This is a genomic window from Paucibacter sp. Y2R2-4, from assembly GCF_025717535.1.
Taxonomy (GTDB): domain Bacteria; phylum Pseudomonadota; class Gammaproteobacteria; order Burkholderiales; family Burkholderiaceae_C; genus Paucibacter_A.
Genome location: NZ_JAJIRO010000002.1, coordinates 254,811 through 278,372, shown reverse-complemented (window position 1 = coordinate 278,372; position 23,562 = coordinate 254,811). Strand labels below are relative to the sequence as shown.

Annotated in this window: 22 protein-coding genes; 19 read left to right on the top strand and 3 right to left on the bottom strand. The window is 60.6% G+C overall.

Annotated elements, in window-relative coordinates; genetic code table 11:
- Nucleotides 1-20 precede the first annotated feature (20 nt).
- From LNV06_RS08075 to LNV06_RS08045, 7 genes are all read left to right on the top strand, one after another.
- Complete coding sequence (locus tag LNV06_RS08075; RefSeq protein WP_263538323.1) at nt 21-998, top strand: beta-ketoacyl-ACP synthase III; 978 nt, start codon at nt 21-23, stop codon at nt 996-998.
- A 50-nt stretch (nt 999-1,048) separates the two neighbouring features.
- On the top strand, nt 1,049-1,990 hold the full coding sequence (fabD, locus tag LNV06_RS08070) for an ACP S-malonyltransferase (RefSeq protein WP_263537750.1): 942 nt from the start codon (nt 1,049-1,051) through the stop codon (nt 1,988-1,990).
- Nucleotides 1,991-2,006: 16 nt separating this feature from the next.
- Entirely contained in the window at nt 2,007-2,756 is a 750-nt protein-coding gene (gene fabG, locus LNV06_RS08065) for a 3-oxoacyl-ACP reductase FabG (protein ID WP_263537749.1), read from the top strand.
- 155 nt (nt 2,757-2,911) lie between these two features.
- Nucleotides 2,912-3,151, top strand: coding sequence for an acyl carrier protein (acpP, locus tag LNV06_RS08060; protein WP_263537748.1), 240 nt, complete (start codon nt 2,912-2,914; stop codon nt 3,149-3,151).
- A gap of 47 nt (nt 3,152-3,198) precedes the next feature.
- Entirely contained in the window at nt 3,199-4,446 is a 1,248-nt protein-coding gene (gene fabF, locus LNV06_RS08055; protein ID WP_263537747.1) for a beta-ketoacyl-ACP synthase II, read from the top strand.
- Nucleotides 4,447-4,595: 149 nt separating this feature from the next.
- Complete coding sequence (locus tag LNV06_RS08050) at nt 4,596-4,985, top strand: hypothetical protein (protein WP_263537746.1); 390 nt, start codon at nt 4,596-4,598, stop codon at nt 4,983-4,985.
- Nucleotides 4,986-5,162: 177 nt separating this feature from the next.
- Nucleotides 5,163-6,653, top strand: a complete 1,491-nt coding sequence (locus LNV06_RS08045; RefSeq protein WP_263537745.1) for a Do family serine endopeptidase — start codon at nt 5,163-5,165, stop codon at nt 6,651-6,653.
- A 186-nt stretch (nt 6,654-6,839) separates the two neighbouring features.
- Here the strand turns inward: LNV06_RS08045 and LNV06_RS08040 are convergent, their stop codons facing one another.
- A complete protein-coding gene (locus LNV06_RS08040; RefSeq protein ID WP_263537744.1) occupies nt 6,840-7,184 on the bottom strand; it encodes a hypothetical protein in 345 nt (114 codons plus the stop codon).
- Between the two features lie 45 nt (nt 7,185-7,229).
- Between LNV06_RS08040 and lepA the strand changes: the two genes are divergently transcribed.
- The 10 genes from lepA to nagZ all read left to right on the top strand — a co-directional run bounded on the left by lepA (nt 7,230) and on the right by nagZ (nt 15,881).
- On the top strand, nt 7,230-9,038 hold the full coding sequence (gene lepA / locus LNV06_RS08035; protein WP_263537743.1) for a translation elongation factor 4: 1,809 nt from the start codon (nt 7,230-7,232) through the stop codon (nt 9,036-9,038).
- Nucleotides 9,039-9,109: 71 nt separating this feature from the next.
- Nucleotides 9,110-10,084 carry a signal peptidase I gene (gene lepB / locus LNV06_RS08030; protein WP_263537742.1) on the top strand — a complete coding sequence of 325 codons (975 nt, stop codon included), beginning with the start codon at nt 9,110-9,112 and terminating at the stop codon, nt 10,082-10,084.
- Between the two features lie 128 nt (nt 10,085-10,212).
- Nucleotides 10,213-10,542 carry a DUF4845 domain-containing protein gene (locus LNV06_RS08025; protein ID WP_263537741.1) on the top strand — a complete coding sequence of 110 codons (330 nt, stop codon included), beginning with the start codon at nt 10,213-10,215 and terminating at the stop codon, nt 10,540-10,542.
- A 20-nt stretch (nt 10,543-10,562) separates the two neighbouring features.
- Complete coding sequence (gene rnc / locus LNV06_RS08020; protein WP_263537740.1) at nt 10,563-11,270, top strand: ribonuclease III; 708 nt, start codon at nt 10,563-10,565, stop codon at nt 11,268-11,270.
- Nucleotides 11,271-11,297: 27 nt separating this feature from the next.
- Complete coding sequence (gene era, locus LNV06_RS08015) at nt 11,298-12,245, top strand: GTPase Era (RefSeq protein WP_263537739.1); 948 nt, start codon at nt 11,298-11,300, stop codon at nt 12,243-12,245.
- Nucleotides 12,242-13,018, top strand: a complete 777-nt coding sequence (gene recO / locus LNV06_RS08010; RefSeq protein ID WP_263537738.1) for a DNA repair protein RecO — start codon at nt 12,242-12,244, stop codon at nt 13,016-13,018. Before era ends, recO begins: the two co-directional genes overlap by 4 nt.
- A 52-nt stretch (nt 13,019-13,070) precedes the next feature.
- Entirely contained in the window at nt 13,071-13,862 is a 792-nt protein-coding gene (locus LNV06_RS08005) for a pyridoxine 5'-phosphate synthase (protein ID WP_263537737.1), read from the top strand.
- Nucleotides 13,863-13,870: 8 nt separating this feature from the next.
- Nucleotides 13,871-14,407, top strand: a complete 537-nt coding sequence (locus LNV06_RS08000; RefSeq protein WP_263537736.1) for a GNAT family N-acetyltransferase — start codon at nt 13,871-13,873, stop codon at nt 14,405-14,407.
- A complete protein-coding gene (gene acpS / locus LNV06_RS07995; RefSeq protein WP_263537735.1) occupies nt 14,404-14,799 on the top strand; it encodes a holo-ACP synthase in 396 nt (131 codons plus the stop codon). The genes LNV06_RS08000 and acpS overlap by 4 nt, the downstream gene beginning before the upstream one ends.
- A 14-nt stretch (nt 14,800-14,813) precedes the next feature.
- Nucleotides 14,814-15,881 (top strand): beta-N-acetylhexosaminidase, encoded by a 1,068-nt coding sequence (gene nagZ / locus LNV06_RS07990; RefSeq protein WP_263537734.1) that lies wholly within the window; start codon nt 14,814-14,816, stop codon nt 15,879-15,881.
- A 362-nt stretch (nt 15,882-16,243) separates the two neighbouring features.
- On the opposite strand, the gene LNV06_RS07985 is transcribed toward nagZ, so the two are convergent.
- Entirely contained in the window at nt 16,244-17,764 is a 1,521-nt protein-coding gene (locus LNV06_RS07985; protein WP_263538322.1) for a POT-type proton-dependent oligopeptide transporter, read from the bottom strand.
- Between the two features lie 202 nt (nt 17,765-17,966).
- Complete coding sequence (locus LNV06_RS07980; protein ID WP_263537733.1) at nt 17,967-21,005, bottom strand: Rne/Rng family ribonuclease; 3,039 nt, start codon at nt 21,003-21,005, stop codon at nt 17,967-17,969.
- 886 nt (nt 21,006-21,891) lie between these two features.
- On the opposite strand from LNV06_RS07980, the gene LNV06_RS07975 reads away from it, so the two are divergent.
- Both LNV06_RS07975 and LNV06_RS07970 read left to right on the top strand, forming a co-directional pair.
- Nucleotides 21,892-22,902 (top strand): RluA family pseudouridine synthase, encoded by a 1,011-nt coding sequence (locus LNV06_RS07975; RefSeq protein WP_263537732.1) that lies wholly within the window; start codon nt 21,892-21,894, stop codon nt 22,900-22,902.
- On the top strand, nt 22,899-23,558 hold the full coding sequence (locus tag LNV06_RS07970; RefSeq protein ID WP_263537731.1) for an HAD-IA family hydrolase: 660 nt from the start codon (nt 22,899-22,901) through the stop codon (nt 23,556-23,558). The genes LNV06_RS07975 and LNV06_RS07970 overlap by 4 nt, the downstream gene beginning before the upstream one ends.
- Nucleotides 23,559-23,562 lie beyond the last annotated feature (4 nt).

Below are 23,562 nucleotides of genomic sequence, written 5' to 3'. Positions count from 1 at the left end.
CCCAGACAGAGCGCGCCGCGCTGCCTCGCTACTCGCGCATCCTCGGCACCGGTAGTTTTCTCCCGCCAAAGCGCCTCAGCAATGTCGAATTGGCGGCTCAACTGGCGGCTGACGGCATCGAGACTTCGGACGAGTGGATTGTTGAGCGCACCGGCATTCGTGCGCGTCACTTTGCAGATGCGGGCGTGACCTCCAGCGATTTGGCCTTGCCTGCCGCTCAGGCGGCACTGCAAGCCGCGGGCGTCGCAGCGGATGAGATTGACTTGATCATCGTGGCCACTTCGACGCCCGATGTGGTGTTCCCGTCCACCGCTTGCTTGCTTCAGCAAAAGCTGGGTGTTCACGGAGGGGCTGCGTTCGATGTGCAGGCCGTTTGCTCGGGCTTTGTCTATGCCCTGACGGTGGCGGACTCGATGATCCGTACCGGCGCTGCCAGCAAAGCCTTGGTCGTTGGCGCCGAAGTGTTCTCGCGCATCTTGGACTTCAAAGATCGCACCACTTGCGTTTTGTTTGGCGACGGCGCCGGCGCGGTCGTTTTGGGCGCCAGCGATAAGCCGGGCATTCTTGCGACCGAGTTGCACGCCGATGGGCGCCACTCGGGCATTTTGTGCGTGCCCGGTACCGTGTCTGGCGGCAAGGTCTTGGGGGATCCGCTACTGAAGATGGATGGCCAAGCGGTCTTCAAGATGGCGGTCAGCGTGCTTGAGAAAGTGGCGCGCTCGGTGTTGGAGAAGGCTGGGCGCCAGGAGTCTGATGTTGATTGGTTGATCCCGCATCAAGCCAATATTCGCATCATGCACAGCACGGCCAAGAAGATGAAACTGCCGATGGAACGGCTGATCGTCACCGTCGATGAGCATGGCAACACTTCGGCGGCCTCCATCCCCTTGGCGCTGGATACTGCCGTGCGCACTGGCAAGGTCAAACCGGGTGATACCGTGATGCTGGAGGGTGTGGGCGGTGGCTTCACCTGGGGCGCGGTGCTGCTGGACTTCTGAAATCCGCGGGTCGGCACTTGCTCGGCCCGTTTCGATGAGACATTGAATCGATGAGTGCAAATTTTGCTTTTGTGTTTCCGGGCCAAGGTTCGCAGGCTGTGGGCATGTTGGATGCCTGGGGTGATCACCCGGAAGTGTTGCGTACCCTGGCAGAGGCATCCGATGCCTTGGGCGAAGACATTGCGGCCTTGATCAAGTCCGGCCCGAAAGAGCAGTTGGATCTGACCACCAACACCCAGCCGGTGATGTTGACGGCCGGTATTGCTTGCTATCGCGCTTGGATTGCTGAAACCGGCTTGGTGCCGGCTGCCGCCGCGGGTCATTCTTTGGGTGAGTACAGCGCCTTGGTTGCTGCTGGCGCCTTGAGCTTGACTGAGGCCTTGCCGCTGGTGCGTTTCCGGGCGCAGGCCATGCAAGAGGCGGTGCCTGTCGGTGTTGGCGCCATGGCTGCCATCCTGGGGCTTGATTCGCAGGCGGTGCGTGAGGGCTGTGCAGCTGCGGCTGTGGCTGCCGGTGAGCCGGTAGAGGCCGTCAATTTCAATGACCCCAAGCAGACCGTGATCGCAGGCAGCAAGGCCGGTGTCGACAAGGCATGTGAAGTGTTGAAGGCAGCAGGCGCCAAGCGCGCTTTGTTGCTGGCCGTTTCTGCCCCTTTTCATTCCAGCTTGATGAAGCCGGCTGCCGAGGCCTTGAAGACCAAATTGGCTGCGACCCAGTTTGCGCCCTTGAGCTTCCCGGTTATCAACAACATCGATGTGGCGGCAGTGGCCGATGCGGAGGGTCTGCGAGATGCCCTGTATCGCCAGGCCTTTGGCCCGGTGCGCTGGGTTGAGGTTATCCAGGCTTTGAAGGCACGAGGCCTCTCCCACATCATCGAATGCGGTCCCGGCAAGGTCTTGGCCGGTATGGCCAAGCGTATTGATCCCGAAATCATTGGCACCACGGTGTTGGATCCGGCCAGCTTGGCGGAAGCCCGCGCGCTGTTGGGTTGAAAAAGAAGCAAAGCATATGAGCAAGGAAGTCACCTCCTCGGGCCAAGTTGCCCTCGTCACCGGTGCTAGCCGCGGCATTGGGCGCTCGATTGCGCTGACCTTGGCCGAGCAAGGCTTCATTGTGGTCGGCACGGCTACCAGCGAAGGCGGCGCCGCCGCCATCAGTGAAGCCTTGGCCCCCCTGGGTGGGCGCGGCATGGTCTTGAATGTCAATGATGCGGCGGCCGTTGAAGCTGCCGTTGAGTCGATCAGCAAGGCTCACGGTGGCCTGCATGTCTTGGTGAATAACGCCGGAATTACGCGGGACACCTTGGCCATGCGCATGAAGGACGAAGACTGGGATGCCGTGCTGGATACGAATCTCAAGGCCGTCTTCCGCATGTGCCGTGCCGTCATGCGCGGCATGATGAAGCAGCGCTATGGCCGCATCATCAACATCACCTCGGTGGTGGGGGCTTCCGGAAACCCTGGGCAGGCCAATTACGCCGCCGCCAAAGCGGGTGTGGCGGGTATGACTCGCGCCTTGGCACGCGAGTTGGGCAGCCGCGGCATAACGGTCAATTGCGTGGCACCTGGTTTCATTGCCACCGATATGACCGAAGTGCTGCCCGAAGCCCAGAAAGCCGCCTTGCTGGCGCAAATCCCTGTGGGTCGCTTGGGCGAGCCTCGGGAAATTGCCGATGCCGTCGCCTTCCTGGCGTCACCGAAGGCCGCCTACATTAGCGGTACCGAGTTGCATGTCAACGGCGGCATGTACATGAACTGATTTGATTTGTGATGAGGGCAATCTGCTCTCATCCACCGGATTTGCCCGGCCGGTGAAGGTTCCATGGAGTGACTAATTCAGCCTCAATTTAGGCGAGACACTCTAGAGGCCTTAGAATCCCGGGCTGTTCCTAGCAAACCCCTCCTGGAGGAGTCATGAGCGATATCGAAGCACGTGTCAAGAAAATCATCGCCGAGCAACTCGGCGTGCCTGAAGCTGATGTGACCAATGAAAAGGCCTTCGTGGCTGATCTGGGCGCAGATTCCCTCGACACGGTGGAATTGGTGATGGCACTCGAAGACGAGTTCGGCATCGAAATCCCCGATGAAGAAGCCGAAAAGATCACCAGCGTTCAGCTGGCGATTGACTACGCCGTCAAGCACCAAAAGGCCTGAGTCAGCCTCCCGGCTGTCAGGTAATCCCTAACTGAACCCCTAATCGCATGAGCCGTCGTCGCGTCGTCATTACCGGACTAGGTCTGATCAGCCCTGTGGGCAACACAGTGGCCGAGGCCTGGAGCAACATCCTGGCCGGTCAGTCCGGTATTGACCGCATCACTCGCTTTGATGCCTCTGCCTTCTCCTGCCAAATCGCAGGCGAGGTGAAGGGCTTCAATGTCACGGACTACATTCCTGCCAAGGAAGCACGGTCCATGGACACCTTCATCCATTACGGGATGGCGGCGTCTATACAAGCAGTGCAAGACGCCGGTTTGCCGACAGGGGATCAGTTGTCGGAAGAAGAGGCTGAGCGCATTGGCGTGCTCGTGGGCTCGGGGATCGGCGGCTTGCCGATGATCGAAGAGACCCATGGCGAGCTGATGTCGCGTGGCCCACGTCGTGTGTCGCCGTTCTTTGTGCCGGCTTCGATCATCAACATGATCTCGGGTCATGTGTCCATCAAGTACGGCTTTCAAGGCCCGAACTTGGCGGTGGTGACGGCTTGCACAACCGGCTTGCATGCGATTGGCCTTGCTGGCCGCTTGATTGCGGACGGTGACGCCGATGTGATGGTTGCGGGCGGCGCGGAAGCGACCGTCTCGCCCTTGGGCGTTGGAGGCTTTGCCTCAGCGCGCGCGCTGTCGACGCGCAATGACGATCCCAAGACTGCATCCCGACCCTGGGACAAAGACCGTGATGGCTTTGTGCTGGGCGAGGGCGGTGGTGTGCTGGTGCTGGAAGAGTACGAGCATGCCAAGAAGCGCGGCGCCAAGATTTACGCCGAACTGGCTGGCTTTGGCATGGGTGCCGATGCGTACCATATGACCGCACCCAGCGTGGACGGCCCCAAGCGTTCGATGCGAGCCGCGCTGCGCAGCGCCGGTCTCAACCCGGACCAAATCCAATACATGAACGCCCACGGCACCTCGACGCCGCTGGGTGACTTGAACGAAACCAATGCCATTAAATTGGCCTTTGGTGAAGATGTGGCCAAAAACTTGGTCATCAGTTCGACCAAGTCGATGACGGGGCATTTGCTCGGCGGTGCCGGCGGTATTGAATCCGTGTTCACGGTATTGGCCGTGCACAATCAAGTGGCCCCGCCGACTATCAACATCTTCAATCAAGATCCAGAGTGCGATCTCGACTACTGCGCGAACCAAGCGCGTGAGATGAAGATCGAATACGCCGCCAAAAACAACTTTGGTTTCGGCGGCACCAACGGCACCTTGATCTTCAAGAAGGTCTAAGTGCAGGGCCTCTTGGCCCTTTCATGAAGCCCGGCCGAGCCATGAGTTCCTCACGCCGCTCGGCCCCGGCCTTCCAGATCGATACCCGACCGCAGCCTCTGTTTCAGAGGCTGCTTGCATTGGGCGTTACGGTCCTTGCAAGCTTGGCTGTGTCTTCCGTTGTGATGGTGCTGGCGACCCATCTGCCTAAACGAGTCCCGTTTTGGGTGTTGCCGCTCTTGATCTTGCCGACCGCTGTCTTGGCTTGGCGATGGGCGCAGCTCCAACCCAGGCGCTTGCGCTGGGACGGCCAAAGCTGGTGGCTGCATGATGAGCGCGGCTCGCTTGACGAGTTTCAAGTACAGATTGAGGTCTTGTTTGACCTTGGGGCTTGCCTGCTGCTGTGCGCCCGGCCTGTCCCGACTCCAAGCTATTTGAGGCGGCTTTTTCCGGCAGTCATCTACCTACCCTTGGCTCAGTCGGGTCAGTCGCAATGGCACCATTTGCGGGCCTGCCTCTACGCAGCGCCGCACGATCACCCCGAGCACTCCGGCCTATGACTTTCGCTATGCTTCTCGGCTGCGGCGATCATCAATGACCGATGAAGGGCTAACCGTTGAGCTCTTTCTTGAAAGTCTGCGGAGCGCCCCAAAATCGGCAGTGTTAAATGTCATTTCGCTCGACGTGAGATCGATGCGTACTCGCCAATCTTTTTTGTGAGCACTCTGAGTCAAGCCATGTCATCAAAGTTTGTTTCTCGCCCTCTGGCTGCGCGCTTCTCGCGCGCCGTCTTGTCTGCTGCAGTCTTGTCCTTGAGCCTGAGTTTTGTGCCTGGCGTGGGCCAAGTGCAAGCCCGTGAGTTGCCCGACTTCACCGAGCTGGTCGAACGCGTCGGCCCCGCGGTGGTCAATATACGGACCTCGGAGCGGCTGCGCTCCGGCATGAATGGCTCGCCCGAGGTCGACGAGCAAATGCAAGAGTTCTTGCGGCGATTTGGCATTCCGCTGCCCAACCAACGCCGTGGTTCGCCGCGAGGTGGCGGCAATGGCAATAACGGCGCCGAGGACGACCAACCTCAGCGTCGAGGCGTGGGCTCTGGGTTCATTCTCAGCGCCGACGGCTATGTCATGACCAACGCCCATGTGGTGCAAGGCGCGGACGATGTTTGGGTCACCTTGACCGACAAGCGCGAGTTCAAAGCCAAGGTGATTGGTGCAGATCGCCGTACCGATGTGGCGGTGCTGAAGATCGAAGCCAGCGCCTTGCCGGCGGTGAAGATTGCCGACATCAGCCGCCTCAAAGTGGGCGAGTGGGTGATGGCAATTGGCTCGCCTTTTGGGTTCGACAACACGGTGACGGCCGGCATCGTCAGTGCCAAGGCGCGCGACACCGGTGACTTCCTGCCCTTTATTCAAACCGACGTGGCCATCAATCCTGGCAACTCAGGCGGCCCTTTGCTGAATATGCGTGGCGAGGTGGTTGGGATCAATTCACAGATCTACAGCCAGTCGGGTGGCTTCATGGGCATCTCGTTCGCGATTCCGATTGACGAGGCCATTCGGGTTTCGGACCAATTGCGCGGCAGTGGCCGCGTGGTGCGCGGCTTCATCGGCGTCGCTCCGGATGATTTGAGCAAAGATGTGGCCGAGGCCATTGGCCTGGGCAAACCCACGGGCGCATTGATTCGCAGCGTGACGGCGGGTGGCGCGGCCGACAAGGCGGGTGTCGAAGGTGGCGACGTGATCACCAAGTTCGACGGCAAGCTGATCGAGAAGGCCAGCGATTTGCGCCGCGTGGTGGCGGGCCTGAAGCCCGGTAGCAAGGCGGTCGTGCAGGTGTTCCGCCGTGGCGCCTACAAAGATCTGACAATTGCGATTGCAGAGATGCCGGATGACGGCTCGGCGCGACGCGCGTCGGGCGATTCCCAAGAAGGAAAGCCCGCCAGTGGCGCTGCTGCTCTGGGTCTGCAGGTCTCCGAGATCCCTGACGCGCAAAAGCGTGAGTTGAAGTTGCGCTCCGGTGTACGTGTCGATGCCGCCTCTGGCGTCGCGGCCCGCGCAGGGCTGAGGGAAGGGGATCTGATTCTTGCGGTCGACAACACTGACGTGAGCAGCGTCAAACAGTTCCAAGGCCTGATGAGCAAGGCCGAAAAGGCCAAGACCATCAATCTTTTGGTGCGCAGGGATGAGGTGGTCAGCTTTATCTTGCTGAAGCCAGCGGCAAAGTAAGCGCTGCGGCTTCACACCAGGAGCCTCGGACCACCCGGCTTAGCTGACTTCGCCGGGTGGTCTTTTCACATGATGAATCGAATTTGGGGAGCCATCCCAAGTCCAGGGCTGGGGAAGGGGCTCTGCCTAAACGGCGGCGAAGACGCCCCTCCACCTTTTCTGTGGACCAACTCCTGATCAGCAAGGCTATTGTTCGCTTGCTCGGATAGAATCAATGGCTAGAAGCCTGGGTTTGTTGCATCTGGAAGTCGCAAACCAAGGGCTTTTCCTCGAGGCCTTTTCGTCCACAAGTTGTTCAGTCGGCGCTGTGGATAAGTTGTTGGTAACTTTGATGTTGGCGAGCCGCAACGCTGGGGTTTCCAGTCCCGGTGCGGTTTCCAGTTCGGGCCTTTTGGCTACAATGAACGCCCAACATGCAGTTGCCATACGTTTTGTTGGAAGGCGCGTCACCGTTTCGACGTGCCTTTTTTTTAGCTTCAGCACGGCGCTTTGCGCCTTCACATCGCTTCGCGATTTGAGCTTGCGCTGCAAGGGCTGCGCCCTTGTGTCTACCGGCACAGCGCATTTAAGAACAGCATGAACCACATTCGCAATTTCTCCATCATCGCCCACATCGACCACGGCAAAAGCACGCTGGCGGATCGCATCATTCAACGCTGTGGCGGCCTATCCGATCGCGAGATGGAGGCGCAGGTGCTGGACTCGATGGACATCGAGCGTGAACGTGGTATCACCATCAAGGCGCAAACCGCTGCGCTGCAGTACAAGGCCAAAGACGGCCAGGTCTACAACCTGAATTTGATCGACACACCGGGGCATGTGGACTTCTCATATGAAGTCAGCCGGTCCCTGTCGGCCTGTGAAGGTGCTTTGTTGGTGGTCGATGCCAGCCAGGGCGTTGAAGCGCAAACGGTCGCTAACTGCTATACCGCGCTGGACCTTGGCGTTGAAGTCGTGCCGGTGTTGAACAAGATGGATTTGCCCAATGCAGATCCCGAGAACGCCAAGGAAGAGATCGAAGACGTCATCGGCATCGATGCGACCGATGCAATTCCCTGCAGCGCCAAGACCGGCATGGGCATTGATGAAATCATCGAGGCCGTGATCGCCCGCATGCCGCCGCCCAAGGGTCTGGTCGACGCGCCGCTGCGCGCTATGATCATCGACTCTTGGTACGACGCTTATGTGGGCGTGGTGATGTTGGTGCGCGTGGTCGACGGCACACTGAAGAAGGGCGACCGCATCCGCATGATGGCCTCCAACGCCGTCTACCCGGCCGACAATTTGGGCGTGTTTTCGCCGAAGTCGGAAAGCCGCGACCAGCTCAATGCGGGTGAGGTGGGCTTCATCATCGCCGGCATCAAGGAACTACAAGCGGCCAAGGTGGGTGACACCATCACGGTCGACAAAAAGCTGCCCAACAATCTCGGCCCCGCTGAAGCGGCGCTGCCAGGCTTCAAGGAAATTCAGCCGCAGGTGTTTGCGGGTCTGTATCCGACCGAAGCCAGCGAGTATGACCAACTGCGCGACGCGCTGGAAAAGCTCAAGCTGAATGACTCCTCGCTGCGCTATGAGCCCGAGGTCTCGCAAGCGCTGGGCTTTGGCTTCCGCTGCGGCTTCTTGGGCCTCTTGCACATGGAAATCGTGCAAGAGCGCTTGGAGCGTGAGTTTGACCAAGACCTGATCACCACCGCGCCCAGCGTGGTGTACGAGGTCGTGCTGGCCAATGGCGATGTGATCGAGGTTGAGAACCCGTCCAAGATGCCAGAAATGGGTCAGATCCAAGAGATCCGTGAGCCCATCGTGACCGTGCATCTCTATATGCCGCAAGACTATGTCGGCCCGGTGATGACTCTGGCCAACCAGAAGCGCGGCAATCAAATGAATATGGCCTATCACGGCCGCCAGGTCATGTTGACCTATGAGATGCCGCTGGCCGAAATCGTGCTGGACTTCTTTGACAAGCTCAAGAGCGTTTCGCGTGGCTACGCGTCCATGGACTATGAGTTCAAGGAGTACCGCGCCTCCGATGTGGTCAAGGTGGACATCTTGATCAACGGCGACCGGGTCGATGCGCTGTCCATCATCGTGCACCGTGTGCAGAGCCAGTTCCGCGGCCGCGGAGTGGCGGCCAAGATGCGCGAACACATCCCTCGCCAGATGTACGACGTGGTCATTCAGGCGGCGATCGGTTCCAACATCATTGCGCGCGAGAACATCAAGGCGATGCGCAAGAACGTGCTGGCAAAATGTTATGGCGGCGACGTCTCGCGTAAGCGCAAGCTGCTCGAGAAGCAAAAGGCCGGTAAGAAACGCATGAAGCAAATCGGCTCGGTCGAGGTGCCTCAGGAAGCCTTCCTCGCCATCCTGCAGGTCGAGGATTGAAGTCCTTGCGACTGAAAAGTCCGATAGCTCGACAGCCCGAAAACCATTACCCAACCAAGATCGATTGATTGATGAGTGCTCTGACCGGAATTCTTTACGCCATCCTCGTCGCGTATTTGGGGGGCTGGTACACCGGCTACTGGAGCGGCAACTTCTCACTTCTGCTCTTCATCTTGACCGTGTTCACGCTGGTCTATTGGCTGGCCGAGCGTTTCCACTTCCAGCCCAAGCGCGAGAAGGCCGCTGCGCTGCTCTTGGAGGCCGACGCCAAGCGTCGCCAGACGCTGGCCGAACAAGGCATTGCGCGGGTCGATGGTGACGTTGAAGGTGCGCGTCAGCAAATCTTGCAGCAACCCTGGTGGTTGGATTGGACCGCGGGTTTATTCCCCGTCATCCTGGCGGTTTTCTTGTTGCGTTCCTTCTTGTTTGAGCCCTTCAAGATCCCCTCGGGTTCCATGGTGCCGACCTTGCTGGTGGGTGATCTGATCTTGGTGAACAAATTCCATTACGGCATCCGTTTGCCGGTGATCAATAAAAAGATCATCAGCAACAACGAGGTCAAACGCGGGGATGTGATGGTGTTCCGCTGGCCTGAAGACACCAGCGTGGACTTCATCAAGCGCGTGGTGGCTTTGCCCGGCGATGAGGTGAAGTACCTGAACCAGCGCCTCTACATCAATGGTGAGTTGGTCCCGGTGCAGCCACAGGGTGACTTCTACGACGAAAGCTCGATGACCTACCGCCCGCGCTTCACCGAGAAGTTGGGCGAAAAGGAGCATCAGCTGCTGGTGGATCCACAGCGTTCGCCCCTGTTCCACCCCAATCGCAAGGATGGCCCTTTCCCCTTCCAAGACAATTGCAAGTACAGCCCCGAGGGTGTGACCTGCAAGGTGCCGGCCGGCCATTACTACATGATCGGTGACAACCGCGACAACTCGGGTGATTCGCGCTTCTGGGGCTTTGTGCCGGATGAAAACATCGTCGGTAAGGCCTTTATGGTTTGGATGAATTTCGGTAACCTCAAGCGCATCGGCACCTTCAATTGAGTCATGCCGCCGTGCCGTCGTGCAATTCCTCTCAACGCAAGGGATCTGGGTTTATGGGTTTGAGCAAGCGTGTCAGAACTCGTTCAGTTGCTGGTCAAGGCACTGCCGCTCGACGCCATCAGCGCGGCGTGAGCCTTATTGGCTTGCTGTTCTGGGGTGTGGTCCTGGCCTTTGGCGGGGTGGTGGTGGCGCGTGTGCTGCCGACCGTCATGGAGTTCTATACCATTCAGCGTGTGGTTGATCGCATCGCGGCCTCCAATCCCAGCACCGTTCCTGCAGTTCGCGCCGACTTTGAACGGGCCCAGCAGGTCGAGTATTCGATGACCAGCATTGCCGCCAAAGATCTGGTGATCACCAAGGAAAACGACAAGCTTCAGATCAGCTTTGCTTATGACAAGCAAATTGAGTTGGGCGGTCCGGTCTTCCTCTTGATCAAGTACGCCGGCCATTCCCACTGAATGACCGAGCTCTGCCCTTCATGAGTCCGCAACTTGCCGCCCTTCAGCGACGTCTGGGGCACCAGTTCAAGCAGCCCGAGCTGTTGACTCGCGCGCTCACCCACCGCAGCTTCAGCGCCGACCACAACGAGCGCCTTGAATTCTTGGGCGATGCGGTGCTGAGTCTGGCCGTTTCCAGCTTGCTTTACGACCGTTTTGCCGGATCTGACGAAGGGGACCTGACCCGTATTCGCGCCCATCTGGTGCGCGAAGACAGTCTGCATCGCTTGGCCCTGACTTTGGAGCTGCCGCAGGTCTTGCGCATCAGCGAGGGTGAAGCCAAAGGCGGCGGTGCCCAGCGCCCGTCGATCTTGGCGGACGCGACCGAAGCTTTGATTGGCGCCACTTTTGTAGACGGCGGCTACCCTGCTGCGCTGGCCGTGGTGCGCAATCTGCTGGCCGAAGTGATCAGCAGCGCTTCAAGCACCGACAACTGGGCCAAAGATGCGAAGACGGCGCTGCAGGAATGGCTGCAAGCGCGCAAACTCAGCGTGCCCGCTTATCGCATCACCGAGACCCGAGGGCAGGCGCATGCGCAGACCTTCGAGGTGGAATGTGCTGTGGCTTCGCTTCGCGTGGCCACACGCGGCGAAGGCCGCTCGCGCCGCGTTGCAGAACAAGATGCCGCCCGTCGACTGCTCGACGAATTGATTGCCCGTGACAAGCCAGGCGCTGGCTTGCGCGACTGAAGGAGCCGGCTCCGCGCCGCCCAAACCATGACTGAAAACACAAAGCCGCTGGACGCCAATTCGACGGACAGCACGGCCGACGCCAAAGAGGCTTTACCTCAGCGCTGCGGTCTGATCGCCATCGTGGGCCGCCCCAACGTCGGAAAATCGACGCTGCTGAACGCTCTGGTGGGCCAAAAGGTCAGCATCACCTCGGACAAGGCTCAGACCACCCGGCATCGCATCACCGGCGTTCGCACGGTGGAAGAGGCCCAGTTCGTCTTCGTCGACACGCCGGGCTTCCAGATGAAGCATAACGCGGCACTCAACCGCAACCTGAACCGCACGGTGCACAGCGTGCTGGGCGATGTGGACCTGGTGCTCTATGTGTTGGAAGCCGGGCGTTTCGGTCTGGACGATGCCAAGGTTTTGTCCTTGCTGCCCGAAGACAAGCCGGTGGTGATGATTGCCAACAAGCTCGATGCGGTGCAGCGCCGCGCCGAACTGGCGCCTTGGCTCAAAAGCATGCAGGAGCGCCGCAACTTCAGCGAGTTCGTGCCGCTCTCGGCCAAAAAAGAAGCCGACGTCGCTCGCCTGTTCAAGATCCTCAAACCTTACCTGCCCGAGCAGGGTTGGTTTTATGAGGAAGACGCGCTTACCGATCGCTCCGAGAAATTCCTGGCCAGCGAAATCATTCGTGAGAAGCTGTTCCGCTTGACCGGCGATGAATTGCCCTACACCTCGACCGTCATCATCGACAAATGGGAAGACGAGGGCGAGCTGCGCCGCATCTCGGCCTCCATCGTGGTGGAGCGTGACGCTCACAAGGGCATGATCATTGGCCAGGGCGGCGAACGTTTGAAGCGCATCGGTTCCGAGGCCCGCCAAGAGCTGGAGCATCTGATGCAAGGCCGCGTGTTCCTGGAGTTATGGGTCAAGGTCCGTTCCGGTTGGGCGGATACCGAAGAGCATTTGCGGACCTACGGTTACGAGTGAAATCACGCTCACCCAGCGTTCAGCAGGCCTTTGTCCTGCATCACTATGACTGGAGCGAGTCCAGTCTGATTCTGGATCTGTTCACCCGTGAACAGGGGCGTTTGGCCGTGGTCGCCAAGGGGGCCAAGCGGCCTTACTCGCAGCTGCGTGCGGTCTTGTTGCCCTTCCAGCGCATTCAGGTGAGCCTAAGTAAACCGTCGAAATCCGCGCCAGAAGATGGTGGTGCCGAAGTGGTCGGCCTGCGCGGCGCCGAATGGGTGGGCGGCAGTACCTTGCCCGCCGGCGCTGCTCTGTTTTCAGGTTATTACCTCAATGAGTTGTTGCTGAAGCTCTTGGCTCGACAAGACCCACATCCGCACTTGTTTGAGGCCTATGCGGACACCTTGCCGCACTTGCATGCCAATGAAGATGCGCAGTCGCAAGCGGCCCTGCGCGCTTTTGAGTTGCGTTTGTTGCGGGAGTTGGGTTTGTTGCCTGACCTGAGTTTGTCCACGGTCACCCAGGCGCCGCTGCATCCAGACCGACGCTACGCCCTGAATGCCGAGGCTGGCGTCGTGGCGCCTGTGGCTGATGCGGCCAGTTTCAGCGGCCATGAGTTGGTGCACTTGCAGGCTGCGCTCTTGCACGGCAGCATGGCTGCGCTGCGTCACGCTTGTGCTGGAATTTTGCCGGCTCTGCGCAGCAGCTTGCGCAGCTTGCTTCACTATCATCTGGGGCAGCGCCCGCTGCGCACCCGTCAGGTGATGCTGGACCTGCAAAAGCTGAGCGATTGATCATCCGATCGATGCCCTCAAGTGGGCATCGACAAACGACCGAGAGTTTTTGATGAACCCCTTGCTTGCCCCCGAATCATCGTCATTGCATGGCGCCTTGCGCTGCGCCCTGTCTGTCAACGTCAACAAGGTGGCCTTGCTGCGCAATACCCGCCATCTGGGAATTCCCAGCGTGCTGCGTGCGGCTGAGGCTTGCTTGTTGGCCGGTGCGCAAGGCATCACCGTGCATCCTCGTCCCGATGCACGTCACATTCGCAGCCAAGACGTTCATGACTTGGCGGCCTTGATGCAGGCCTGGCCCCATGCCGAGTACAACATCGAGGGCAACCCGACCCAGAACCTGATGGACTTTGTGCGCAGCGTGCGGCCGCACCAGGTGACTTTTGTGCCGGACTCCGAGGATCAGTTCACCTCGGACCACGGCTGGCAGTTCCCTGCCGATATGGAGCGGCTGCGCCCCTTGGTGGCGGAAGCCAAGGCTTGTGGCGTGCGTGTCAGCCTGTTCATGGACCCGGTGCCGGAGGCGATGGCTTTCGTGGCCGAGTTGGGCGCGGATCGGGTAGAGCTCTATACCGAGACCTATGCCAGTGCTTATGGCACAGAGCGTGAGGCCGAAGTGCTGGCAGGCTTCACTCGCACGGCCGAGGTCGCTTTGGCTGTGGGCCTGGGGATCAATGCGGGCCATGACTTGAATCGCGACAACCTGACCCGCTTTCTGCAGGCCGTGCCCGGCGTGCAAGAGGTCTCGATCGGTCACGCCTTGGTGGCCGATGCGCTGGAGTTGGGTTACACCGAGACCGTGCGCGACTACCAGCGCTGCATTCAGCGCGCCTATGCCCCTTGAACTGAACGATGAGCAAGACCCCCTCGAACTTTCTTGATATGCGCCTGGCTCAGCCGGAGGATGCCTTGCGTATTGCCGCACTGGCCCGCTGGGTTTGGCTGGACCGCTACGCGGCCGAGGGCGGCGTGAACAGCACGGTGGCCGAGTTTTTGAAGCGTGACTTTGATGAGCAACTGCTGCGTCAGTCCATCGACTTGAATCGCCATTGGCTGATTGAGCGCGGCGATACCTTGCTGGCTTGGGCGCATTTGGATGACAGCGCGGTGTGTCCTGTGCAACTGTCCGGGCCTGCCGTGGAACTCAAGCGTTTGTATGTGTCGCCGCACAGCCAGGGGCAGGGCTTGGGCCTCAAGCTTTTGCATCAGGCCCGCCAGGAATGGCCTGATCGCGCCTTGTGGCTGAGCGCCTGGGTTGGCAATGAAGGCGCTTTGCGCTTTTACCGCCGCGAAGGCGCTTTGTCTTGGGGCGAGGCGTGGTTCGAGTTAGGCGGGCAGCAGCATCGCAATGAGTTGCTGGGCTGGCCCGCTTTGGAGCCCGAAGCATGATTTACGGCATCGGCACCGACGTCTGCGACATCCGCCGTATTCGCGACACCCTTGAGCGCCGCGGTGAGCGTTTCGCCGAAAAGGTCTTGGGGCCGCATGAGATGCAGGTCTTCCGGGAGCGCAGCGCCCGGGTGGCGGCGCGTGGCGTCGCTTATCTGGCCACTCGCTTCTCGGCCAAAGAGGCCTTCTCCAAAGCTATCGGCATGGGCATGCGCATGCCCATGACTTGGCGAGACTGCGAGATCGTCAAAGCCCCCAGCGGCAAGCCTGAGATTCGCCTGCACAACGGCCTCGCCGCTTGGTTTGATGCCAAGGGCTTGAAGGCGCATGTCAGCGTCAGCGATGAAACCGATTACGCCACCAGTTTTGTGGTGGTTGAAACCAAAGAATGAAGGACGCCTTCGCCATGTCAACCCACGCTCATTCGCCTTTGATCATTGATGTGGCGGGCTTAAGCCTCAGCAAGATCGAGCGTCGACGTTTGGCTCACCGCCTGGTCGGCGGCCTGATTTTGTTTGCGCGCAATTTTGAGAGCCGTGCGCAGCTGACCCTGCTGACGTCTGAGATCAAATCGATCCGGCCAGACTTGTTGATTGCGGTGGACCATGAAGGCGGGCGTGTGCAGCGTTTTCGCAGCGATGGTTTTACCCATTTGCCGCCCATGCGCAGCCTGGGTGCTTTGTGGATGGAAGACGCCATGGCCGCGACCCAGGCCGCAACGGCTGCGGGTTATGTCATGGGGTCTGAGCTACGCGCCTGCGGCGTTGATTTGAGTTTTGCCCCGGTGCTGGACCTGGACTACGGCGAGAGCTCGGTGATCGGTGAGCGCAGCTTCCATCGCGACCCTCGCGTGGTGGCACTCTTGGCCAAGAGCGTCGCCCACGGTTTGTTGATCGCAGGCATGGGCAGTTGCGGCAAGCATTTCCCTGGGCATGGTTTCGTGAAGGCGGACTCGCATGTGGATGTGCCCGTTGATCGGCGCAGCCTTAAGGCGATCCTGGCCGAGGATGCCAAGCCCTTTGAATGGCTGAACTTGAGCCTGTCGGCGGTGATGCCGGCCCATGTGATCTATCCCAAGGTCGACACCCGTCCAGCCGGTTTCAGCGCCCGTTGGTTGCAAGAAATCTTGCGCGAGCGCTTGGGCTTTGGTGGCCTGATCTTCAGCGATGACCTTGGCATGCGTGGCGCGCGAGTCTTGGAGGGGCGCGAGATTGGCTTTACCGAGGCGGCGATTGCCGCTTTGCATGCGGGCTGTGATTTGGCCTTGCTGTGCAACCAGTCCGTTGAGGTAGACGGTCAGGTGATTGATGCGGTGCTGCAAGAGTTGAGCGAAGCGGCCCAGCAAGGACGATGGTCACCCAGTGCCGAAAGCGAAGGTCGACGCCAGCTGATCTTGCCGGAGAAGGCTCCCTTGACTTGGGATGAGCTGATGCACGATCCGGCTTACCACCAGGCTTTGCAGCAGTTGGCCTGACGCAAGTAGAGCCGCGCTTACCTGTCGTCTGCGCTTTCTGTCGGCCGAATGGGAGTTGATCAGGCCGCTTGGGCACTCTGGTCCGCTCCTGTCTGGTCCAGTGGCCCAGCCCTTCGCTAGGCTCAAGCCGTCCTCAGGACGCCTTGAGTCCGAGCTCAGTCCCCCGCCGCCGCCTTGCAGGCGTCGGCTCCTCCTTTACCTCGCGGAATTCCACCCCCGACGCCACTCGGCAGTTCCATCGATGGGCGTCTGCCACGAGTCTATGTGGCCTGATCAACGCCAAGCCGGAAGGCGCTCAGATTCAATACGTTCGTCATGCCAACTCAATCAAGCCTGCAAGAGAACTGAGCTAGGGTTGAGACTCAGTCTCTGTAGTTGTTGACCATCGAATAGCTACGTGCCTTGATGGCAAACGCCAATGCCGCCAGCAGTGCGAAGCCAGCGAAGAAGAACATCTGGAAGGCGGTGACGCTCAAACCGGTGGTTTGGATATAGGCCGTGGCTGCCTCGCTCTTGACGCTGCTATTGGCCAACAGCACCCAGAGATTGCCAATCGTCACTGAGAGATTCCAAAAGCTGGTGATCACACCCTTCATGGCCAGTGGCGCTTGGCTGTAGGCGAATTCAAGGCCGGTTGCAGACACCAAGACTTCGCCCATGGTCAGGATGGCATAGGGCAAGATCTGCCAAACAATGCTGATGCCCTGGCCCTGGTCAATCCAGAGTTGCAGGCCGCCCACCACGATCCAGGCCAGGCCTGAGAGCGCAATGCCAGCGCCCATGCGTCGCAGCGCGGTGATGCGCAATCCCATGCGCTCCAGCAAGGGGTAGAGCACCATATTGTTGAAAGGGATCAGCAGCATCACCAAGGCCGGGTTTAGCGCCTGCATCATGGACGACTGGAACCATTCAGGCTTGCTCATCTGATCGGCCTGCAAGACCCAGGTCGAAGCCTTTTGATCGAACAAGGACCAGAACGGCGTGACCAGCGCAAACAAGACCAGCAGTTGCAACACGGTGCGTACGCCTTGCACGGCTTCGGCGCCATGCTTGGCTGTGGCCCGATCGAGTTGCAGCCAAGCGCCAAAGCCGCCAAAACCCATCACCAAGACCAGGGCCGAGCACAAGGCCGGCACGATGCCTGTGGGCTTCAGCAGCACCAGGCTCAGCGCGGCCAAGACGACACCGGCCCAGGCCGTGAACAAGCCCAAATTGAGCTGTCCGGGGCGAGGGGTTTTTAGGGCTGTTAGGACTACCTTGAGAAAGCTGTTGGGGTCGTCTTTGGCCGTGGGCTTGACGTGCACATACTTGCGGCGACCCATCCAGAAAATCATGGTGGCGATGAACATGAAAACGCCGGGGATACCGAAGGCCACGCTGGCGCCAAAGTTCTTCAGCAGCAGCGGCATCAAGAGCGAAGCAAAGAAGCTGCCGAAGTTGATGATCCAGTAAAAGCCATCAAAGACCTTTTGCGCCAGCGAGCGATTGCTCTTGTCGAACTGGTCGCCCACAAAAGAGCTGACCAGCGGCTTGATGCCGCCCGAGCCCAAGGCAATCAAGAACAGGCCGGTGTAGAAGCCGCGAATATTGTTCTCAAAGATCGCCAAACAGGCATGGCCGGCGCAGTAGACCAGGCTGAGCCAGAAGATGGTGTTGTACTTGCCGAAGAAGCGGTCGGCCAACCAGCCACCCAGCAGCGGGAAAAAGTACACGCCAATCACAAAGGTGTGGAAGACCTCTTTGGCCTCGCCTTTGCGCAGAGGCTCGGGCACGGCCAAAAGCAGGCTGGTCATCAGGAAGACGGTGAGGATGTTGCGCATGCCGTAGAAGCTGAAGCGCTCGCATCCTTCGTTACCGATGATGTAGGGGATTTGGGGTGGCATCTTGGCCACTGGGGTACTGCTGCTTGCTGTCACGGGGAGTTCTCGATTCGCGGCTGCGCCTTCGAGAGAGAAGGGCAGGTGCGCGTCAATGAAGAGGTTTCATGAAAAGAAAACGCCGCCGGGCTTGCGCCTCGGCGGCGTTGCTGGTTCAGCCGGCGCTGAAGGGCTTAAGCAATCAAACCATTAAGCCGCGATCGGCCTATCACTGCTCAAACGGCAGCTTGATCTGAGCCAGATCTTTGCGGGTTTCGACCAAGACCAGCGGGCCTTCATCCGCCTGCACTGTGGCCACGCGTTCACGCGGCACATGCACTGGCTTGGGCTCGGCGGCAATCGCTTCCTGGGCGGCGCGAATCTTCTCAGCATCTGAGTTGACCCATTGCAGACCGGTGGAGGCGGCAACCGCTTGCAGAGCGTCGAGGTCCAGCACAAAAGCCGGAGCGGCTGGGGCCACTGGTGCCTCGACGGCGGCTACAGCGACGGGGGCTGGTGCTGGGCTAGGCGCTGCGGCGACTGCCGGTGCCGCTTCGACCGGAGCTGCAACTTCAGCGTTCACGGCTGCAGCGACCGGCGCGGCCTCGACGATAGCTTCGCTGGTGGCTTCCGCTTGCGGCGCTACTTCAGCGGCTGCAGTGTCTCCGTTCAGCTCAGGGGCTTGGTCATCGCGGCGCTCGCGGCGCACGCGGTCGCGGCCCCGGTTGCGGCCACGACGCGCTTCGCCGCCTTGGCCATCGGCTTCGCCTTCGGCGCGAGTCGCGCCAGCCTCTTCAGCCTGGGCCGAACCGGCTTCAGCTGCGTTGGCCTCTTGGCCTTCAGCAGACACCTGGGCCTCGTTGCTTGCGCCACCGTCTTCGCGGTCACGACCGCCACGACGACGACGACGGCCACGGCCTTGGCGCTCTTCGTTGGAGGCTTCAGCGTTGGCATCGGCTTGCGTGTCGGCAAAGCCAGTCGGCGCATCAGCGATCAGCTGGGCTTGCACTGGCAGCGCTGCGGCTGCACTGTTCAGGCCTTGCTCGTCGTTGTTGCGCTGCTCGTTGCGCTCGCCACGTTCCGCGCGGTCACCACGCGGGCGGCGGCCGCCTTCACTGCGTTCGGCGCGCGGCTGCTCGGCACCGGCTTCCGGGCGCTCGCTGCGCTCTGGGCGACGATTGCCGTTGCGATCGCTGCGCTCGCCACGCGGCTCACCACGCTCAGTGCGTTCCGCACGCTCACCGCGTTGGCCCTCAGGGCGGCTGTCGCCGCGGGCTTCTTGCGGACGCTCGCTGCGGGCGCCATCGCGCTTGGCATTGCGCTCGCCACGATCACCGCGTTCAGCGCGATCACCACGCTCAGCTCCACGCTCGCCACCGCGTTCGCCATTGCGACCACGGCCGCGACCGTCGCGACCGCCTTCGCGGCCACCGTCACGTCCACCTTCGCGCTTGCGATCAGCGCCAGCGGCCGACTTGGCCGGAGTGGCAGCAGGCGCTTCGGCAGGCGCCGGAGCGGCCACGCCGAACAGGCCCTTGATCCAGCCGAAGAAACCACCGCTCGAGGCAGTTGCTGCAACTGCAGTGGCAGGTGCCGGAGCGGCTGCTTTTGGAGCTTCAGCCTTGGGTGCAGGAGCCACCGGGGTTGGAGGCGGCATCTCGGGCAGCACGCCCTTGATCACAGGCTCTTGCTTGTTCTTGCCCTTGTCGCCAGCCGCGTCGTTGCGGCGGGTGATGCCCACCTCATCCTGCGGCTCTTCGATCATGGTGTAGCTGGCTTGCAGGTTCTCCAGACGTGGGTCGTCGTGGCGCAGGCGTTCCAGCTTGTAGTTCGGCGTTTCGAGATGCTTGTTGGGCACCAGCAGCACGGTCACGCGCTGCTTCATTTCGATCTTGGTGATCTCGGTGCGCTTTTCGTTCAGCAAGAAGGAGGTCACTTCCACCGGCACTTGCACATGCACGGCGGCGGTGTTGTCCTTCATCGACTCTTCCTGAACCATGCGCAGGATTTGCAGCGCGCTGGACTCGGTGTCGCGGATGTGGCCGGTGCCGTTGCAACGTGGGCAGGTGATGTGGTTGCCGTCGCTCAAGCTTGGGCGCAGGCGCTGGCGGCTCATTTCCAGCAGGCCGAACTTGCTGATGGAGGCGAACTGCACGCGGGCGCGGTCAGGGCGCAGCGCGTCGCGCAGGCGCTGCTCAACTTCGCGGCGGTTCTTCGACTCTTCCATGTCGATGAAGTCGACCACGATCAGGCCGCCCAGGTCGCGCAAACGCATCTGGCGCGCGATTTCATCGGCGGCTTCCAGATTGGTGCGGGTGGCGGTTTCTTCGATGTCGCTGCCGCGTGTCGACCGGGCCGAGTTGACGTCCACCGAAACCAGCGCTTCGGTGTGGTCGATCACGATGGCGCCGCCCGAGGGCAGGTTGACCGTGCGGCTGAAGGCGGTTTCGATCTGGTGTTCGATCTGGAAACGGCTGAACAGCGGCGCGTCGTCGCGGTAGCGCTTCACGCGATGGCCTTGCTCGGGCATCACGTGGTTCATGAATTGATGCGCCTGTTCGAACAGGTCATCGGTGTCGATCAGGATTTCACCGACATCGGCGGTGAAGTAATCGCGGATCGCGCGGATCACCAGGCTGGATTCCTGATAAATCAGGTAGGCGCCCTTGCCACCCTTGGCCGCATCGTCGATGGCGGTCCAGAGCTTGAGCATGTAGTTCAGGTCCCACTGCAGTTCGGCTGCCGAGCGGCCGATGCCTGCGGTGCGAGCGATCAAGCTCATGCCCTTGGGGTATTCGAGCTGGTCGAGGTTCTCTTTCAGCTCTTCACGGTCTTCACCCTCGATGCGGCGCGAAACGCCACCGCCGCGGGGGTTGTTGGGCATCAGCACCAAGTAGCGGCCGGCCAGAGAGACAAAGGTGGTCAGGGCTGCGCCCTTGTTGCCACGCTCTTCTTTTTCAACCTGGACCAGCAGTTCCTGGCCTTCCTTGATGGCGTCTTGGATGCGTGCCGAGCGCACGTCCACGCCTTCGCGGAAATATTGGCGGGCAATTTCCTTGAAGGGCAGGAAGCCGTGGCGGTCTTCGCCGTAGTCCACAAAACAGGCTTCCAGCGAAGGCTCAACGCGGGTGACCACGGCCTTGTAGATATTGCCCTTGCGTTGCTCGCGGCCTTCGATTTCGGTTTCGAAATCGAGCAGTTTTTGGCCATCAACGATTGCGAGGCGCCGTTCTTCCGGCTGCGTCGCATTGATCAGCATGCGTTTCATCGTCATCACTCCTCAAACGCGTGAGCGGACGGAGTTCTAGTCCGGCCGGCACACGCGCAGCATCACGTCACCGCTCGAGCCCGGATTCGGGCCCTGGCGGCAACACATCGATGCACGGGCAATGTGGAGGAACCGAGGAAGGAATCGCCCTGGACTGACCGTGATCGGAGTGCGATCAAATGGCCAGCGTTGGCGCTTGCGACATGACAGTCGGCGCGGAGGTCCCGTCCCATGAACACGCAGCCCTGAGCTGCGCGGCCCGGCCACGGCAAGGCAGCACGGCCTCGCCGGCATTCGGCCGGGGCAGTGCTGATGAGCGGTGGGGGGTGAGGGGAGTGAAGGAAATCATCCGTGCGGACTGTTGGACGCTGGGCTGAGGCGGTCAGACTCTTGATCGACCGGCCTCACGCCCCAAAAAACCTTGTCTGGTGCCTCGTACAGTCAATTGGGACTGCACGCGGCGTGGCTCGTTCTACATTGCTCTGCCGCGCAGCACCCGAGGCCGCCTTGTCACATGGGGACAAGGCCCGCTTCCGGCAACCGCACGTTGCATCACCAATTTTGTTCATCATCACTACGCAAGAAGACTGGCAAACCGCCGATCTTCTTGTCCCGCATCGCTTCTTGTATGACTTGTCTTCAGCGCTCGGAGCCTTTGTCTCGGGCTACCCAGGTAAAATCAGACAAATCAAATACTTACGGCGACAACGTGGTGAGCAACATTATAAGGGCTAAAGCCAAAGCGCCGGCCGCCACACAAACCCGCAAATCCGGCCCCGCCCGGCCTGCAACGGCAGCGCGAAAGCCCCGGGTTTCGCGGCCGCTGGGTGAGCGGGTACCGACTTCTGCAGCGGCGCCCAAGGGCGCCCCTGTCAAGCCCACCCCGATGGCTCAGCCGGAAGCCGCTGCGGTGGCACCGACGGTGCGCCGCCTGGTGATTGACGAGGCTTCGGCCGGCCAGCGCTTGGACAATTTCCTGCTGCGCGAGTTGAAGGGCGTGCCCAAAACCCATGTCTACCGCGTGATTCGGGCCGGCGAAGTGCGCGTCAACAAGGGCCGAGCCCAGGCCGATACTCGTTTGGAAATGGGCGACGAGGTGCGCATTCCACCGGTGCGCCTGCCCGAACGGGTGGAGGCCAAGACCGAGTTTGTGCCTCCGCGCGAGTTTCCGGTCATTTATGAAGATGACTACCTGCTGGCCATAAACAAACCGGCTGGCGTGGCGGTGCACGGCGGCTCAGGCGTCAGCTTCGGTGTGATCGAGCAGTTGCGGCAGGCCCGTCCCACTGCCAAGTTCCTGGAGTTGGTGCATCGGCTGGACAAAGAAACCTCGGGTCTGCTCTTGATCGCCAAGAAGCGCGGCGCTCTAGTGGCTTTGCAAGATCAGTTTCGTGAGCGCGAAACCGGCAAGACCTATGCGGCCCTGGTGGGCGGCGAATGGGCGGCGAACAAAAAAGTCATCGATGTACCCTTGCTGAAGTTCATCGGCAGCGATGGCGAGCGCTGGGTTCGGGCGGTGACCGACCCGAAAGACGTCCATGCGGATCAGGCCAAGCGGTCTATCAGCTTGGTTCGGGTGGCGGAGCGTTTGGGTGAGCACAGCCTGCTGGATGTGACCATCAAGACCGGGCGCACCCACCAGATCCGCGTCCATTTGGCCCACGAGGGTCATGCCATCGTCGGTGATCCCAAGTACGGCGACTTTGAGGCGAACCGCGCCTTGGCGCGCGGACCGCTGCGCTTTGATCGGATGTTCCTGCACGCCAAGCGTCTGCGCTTCATTCACCCCAGCGAGGGCGGCAAGGAAATGGAATTGCTGGCGCCTTTGCCGTCGGAATGCCAGCAGTTGATCCAGGCTTTACAGAGTCAAGGCAAAGGCCAGGGTCGCTCGTCATGAGACCGCAGCAGTTCGACTTGATCGTCTTTGATTGGGACGGCACCTTGTTCGACTCCACCGCCTTGATCACCCGCAGCATTCAGGCCGCGGCGCTTGATCTGGGCTTGACAGTGCCGAGCAATGAGCGCGCAAGCTATGTGATCGGCATGGGCCTGAACGAAGCCCTGGCTTATGCTTTGCCTGATTTGTCGCCGGCGCGCTACCCAGAACTGGGGCAGCGCTATCGCCATCACTATGTCGCGGCCCAGCATGAGATCACCTTGTTTGAAGGTGTGCTGGAGATGCTGGGCGCGCTGAAGGCTCGGCATCACTGGCTGGCGGTGGCGACCGGCAAGAGCCGAAGAGGTTTGAATGAGGTTTTGCAGGTGGAGACCTTGCGCTCGGTGTTTGATGGCACCCGCACCGCTGATGAAACCGCCGGCAAGCCCAATCCACAGATGCTGATGGAGTTGATGCGCGAGTTTGGCGTCGAGCCCGAGCGCACCCTGATGATTGGTGACACCACCCACGACCTGCAACTGGCTCGCAATGCAGGCACGGCCAGCCTGGGCGTGGCCTACGGCGCTCACGATCATCAGAGCTTTGCTGAGTTTGACCCGCTGCACATTGCCCACACGGTGCCTGAGTTGCACGCCTGGCTTTTGAAGAATGCCTGAAACC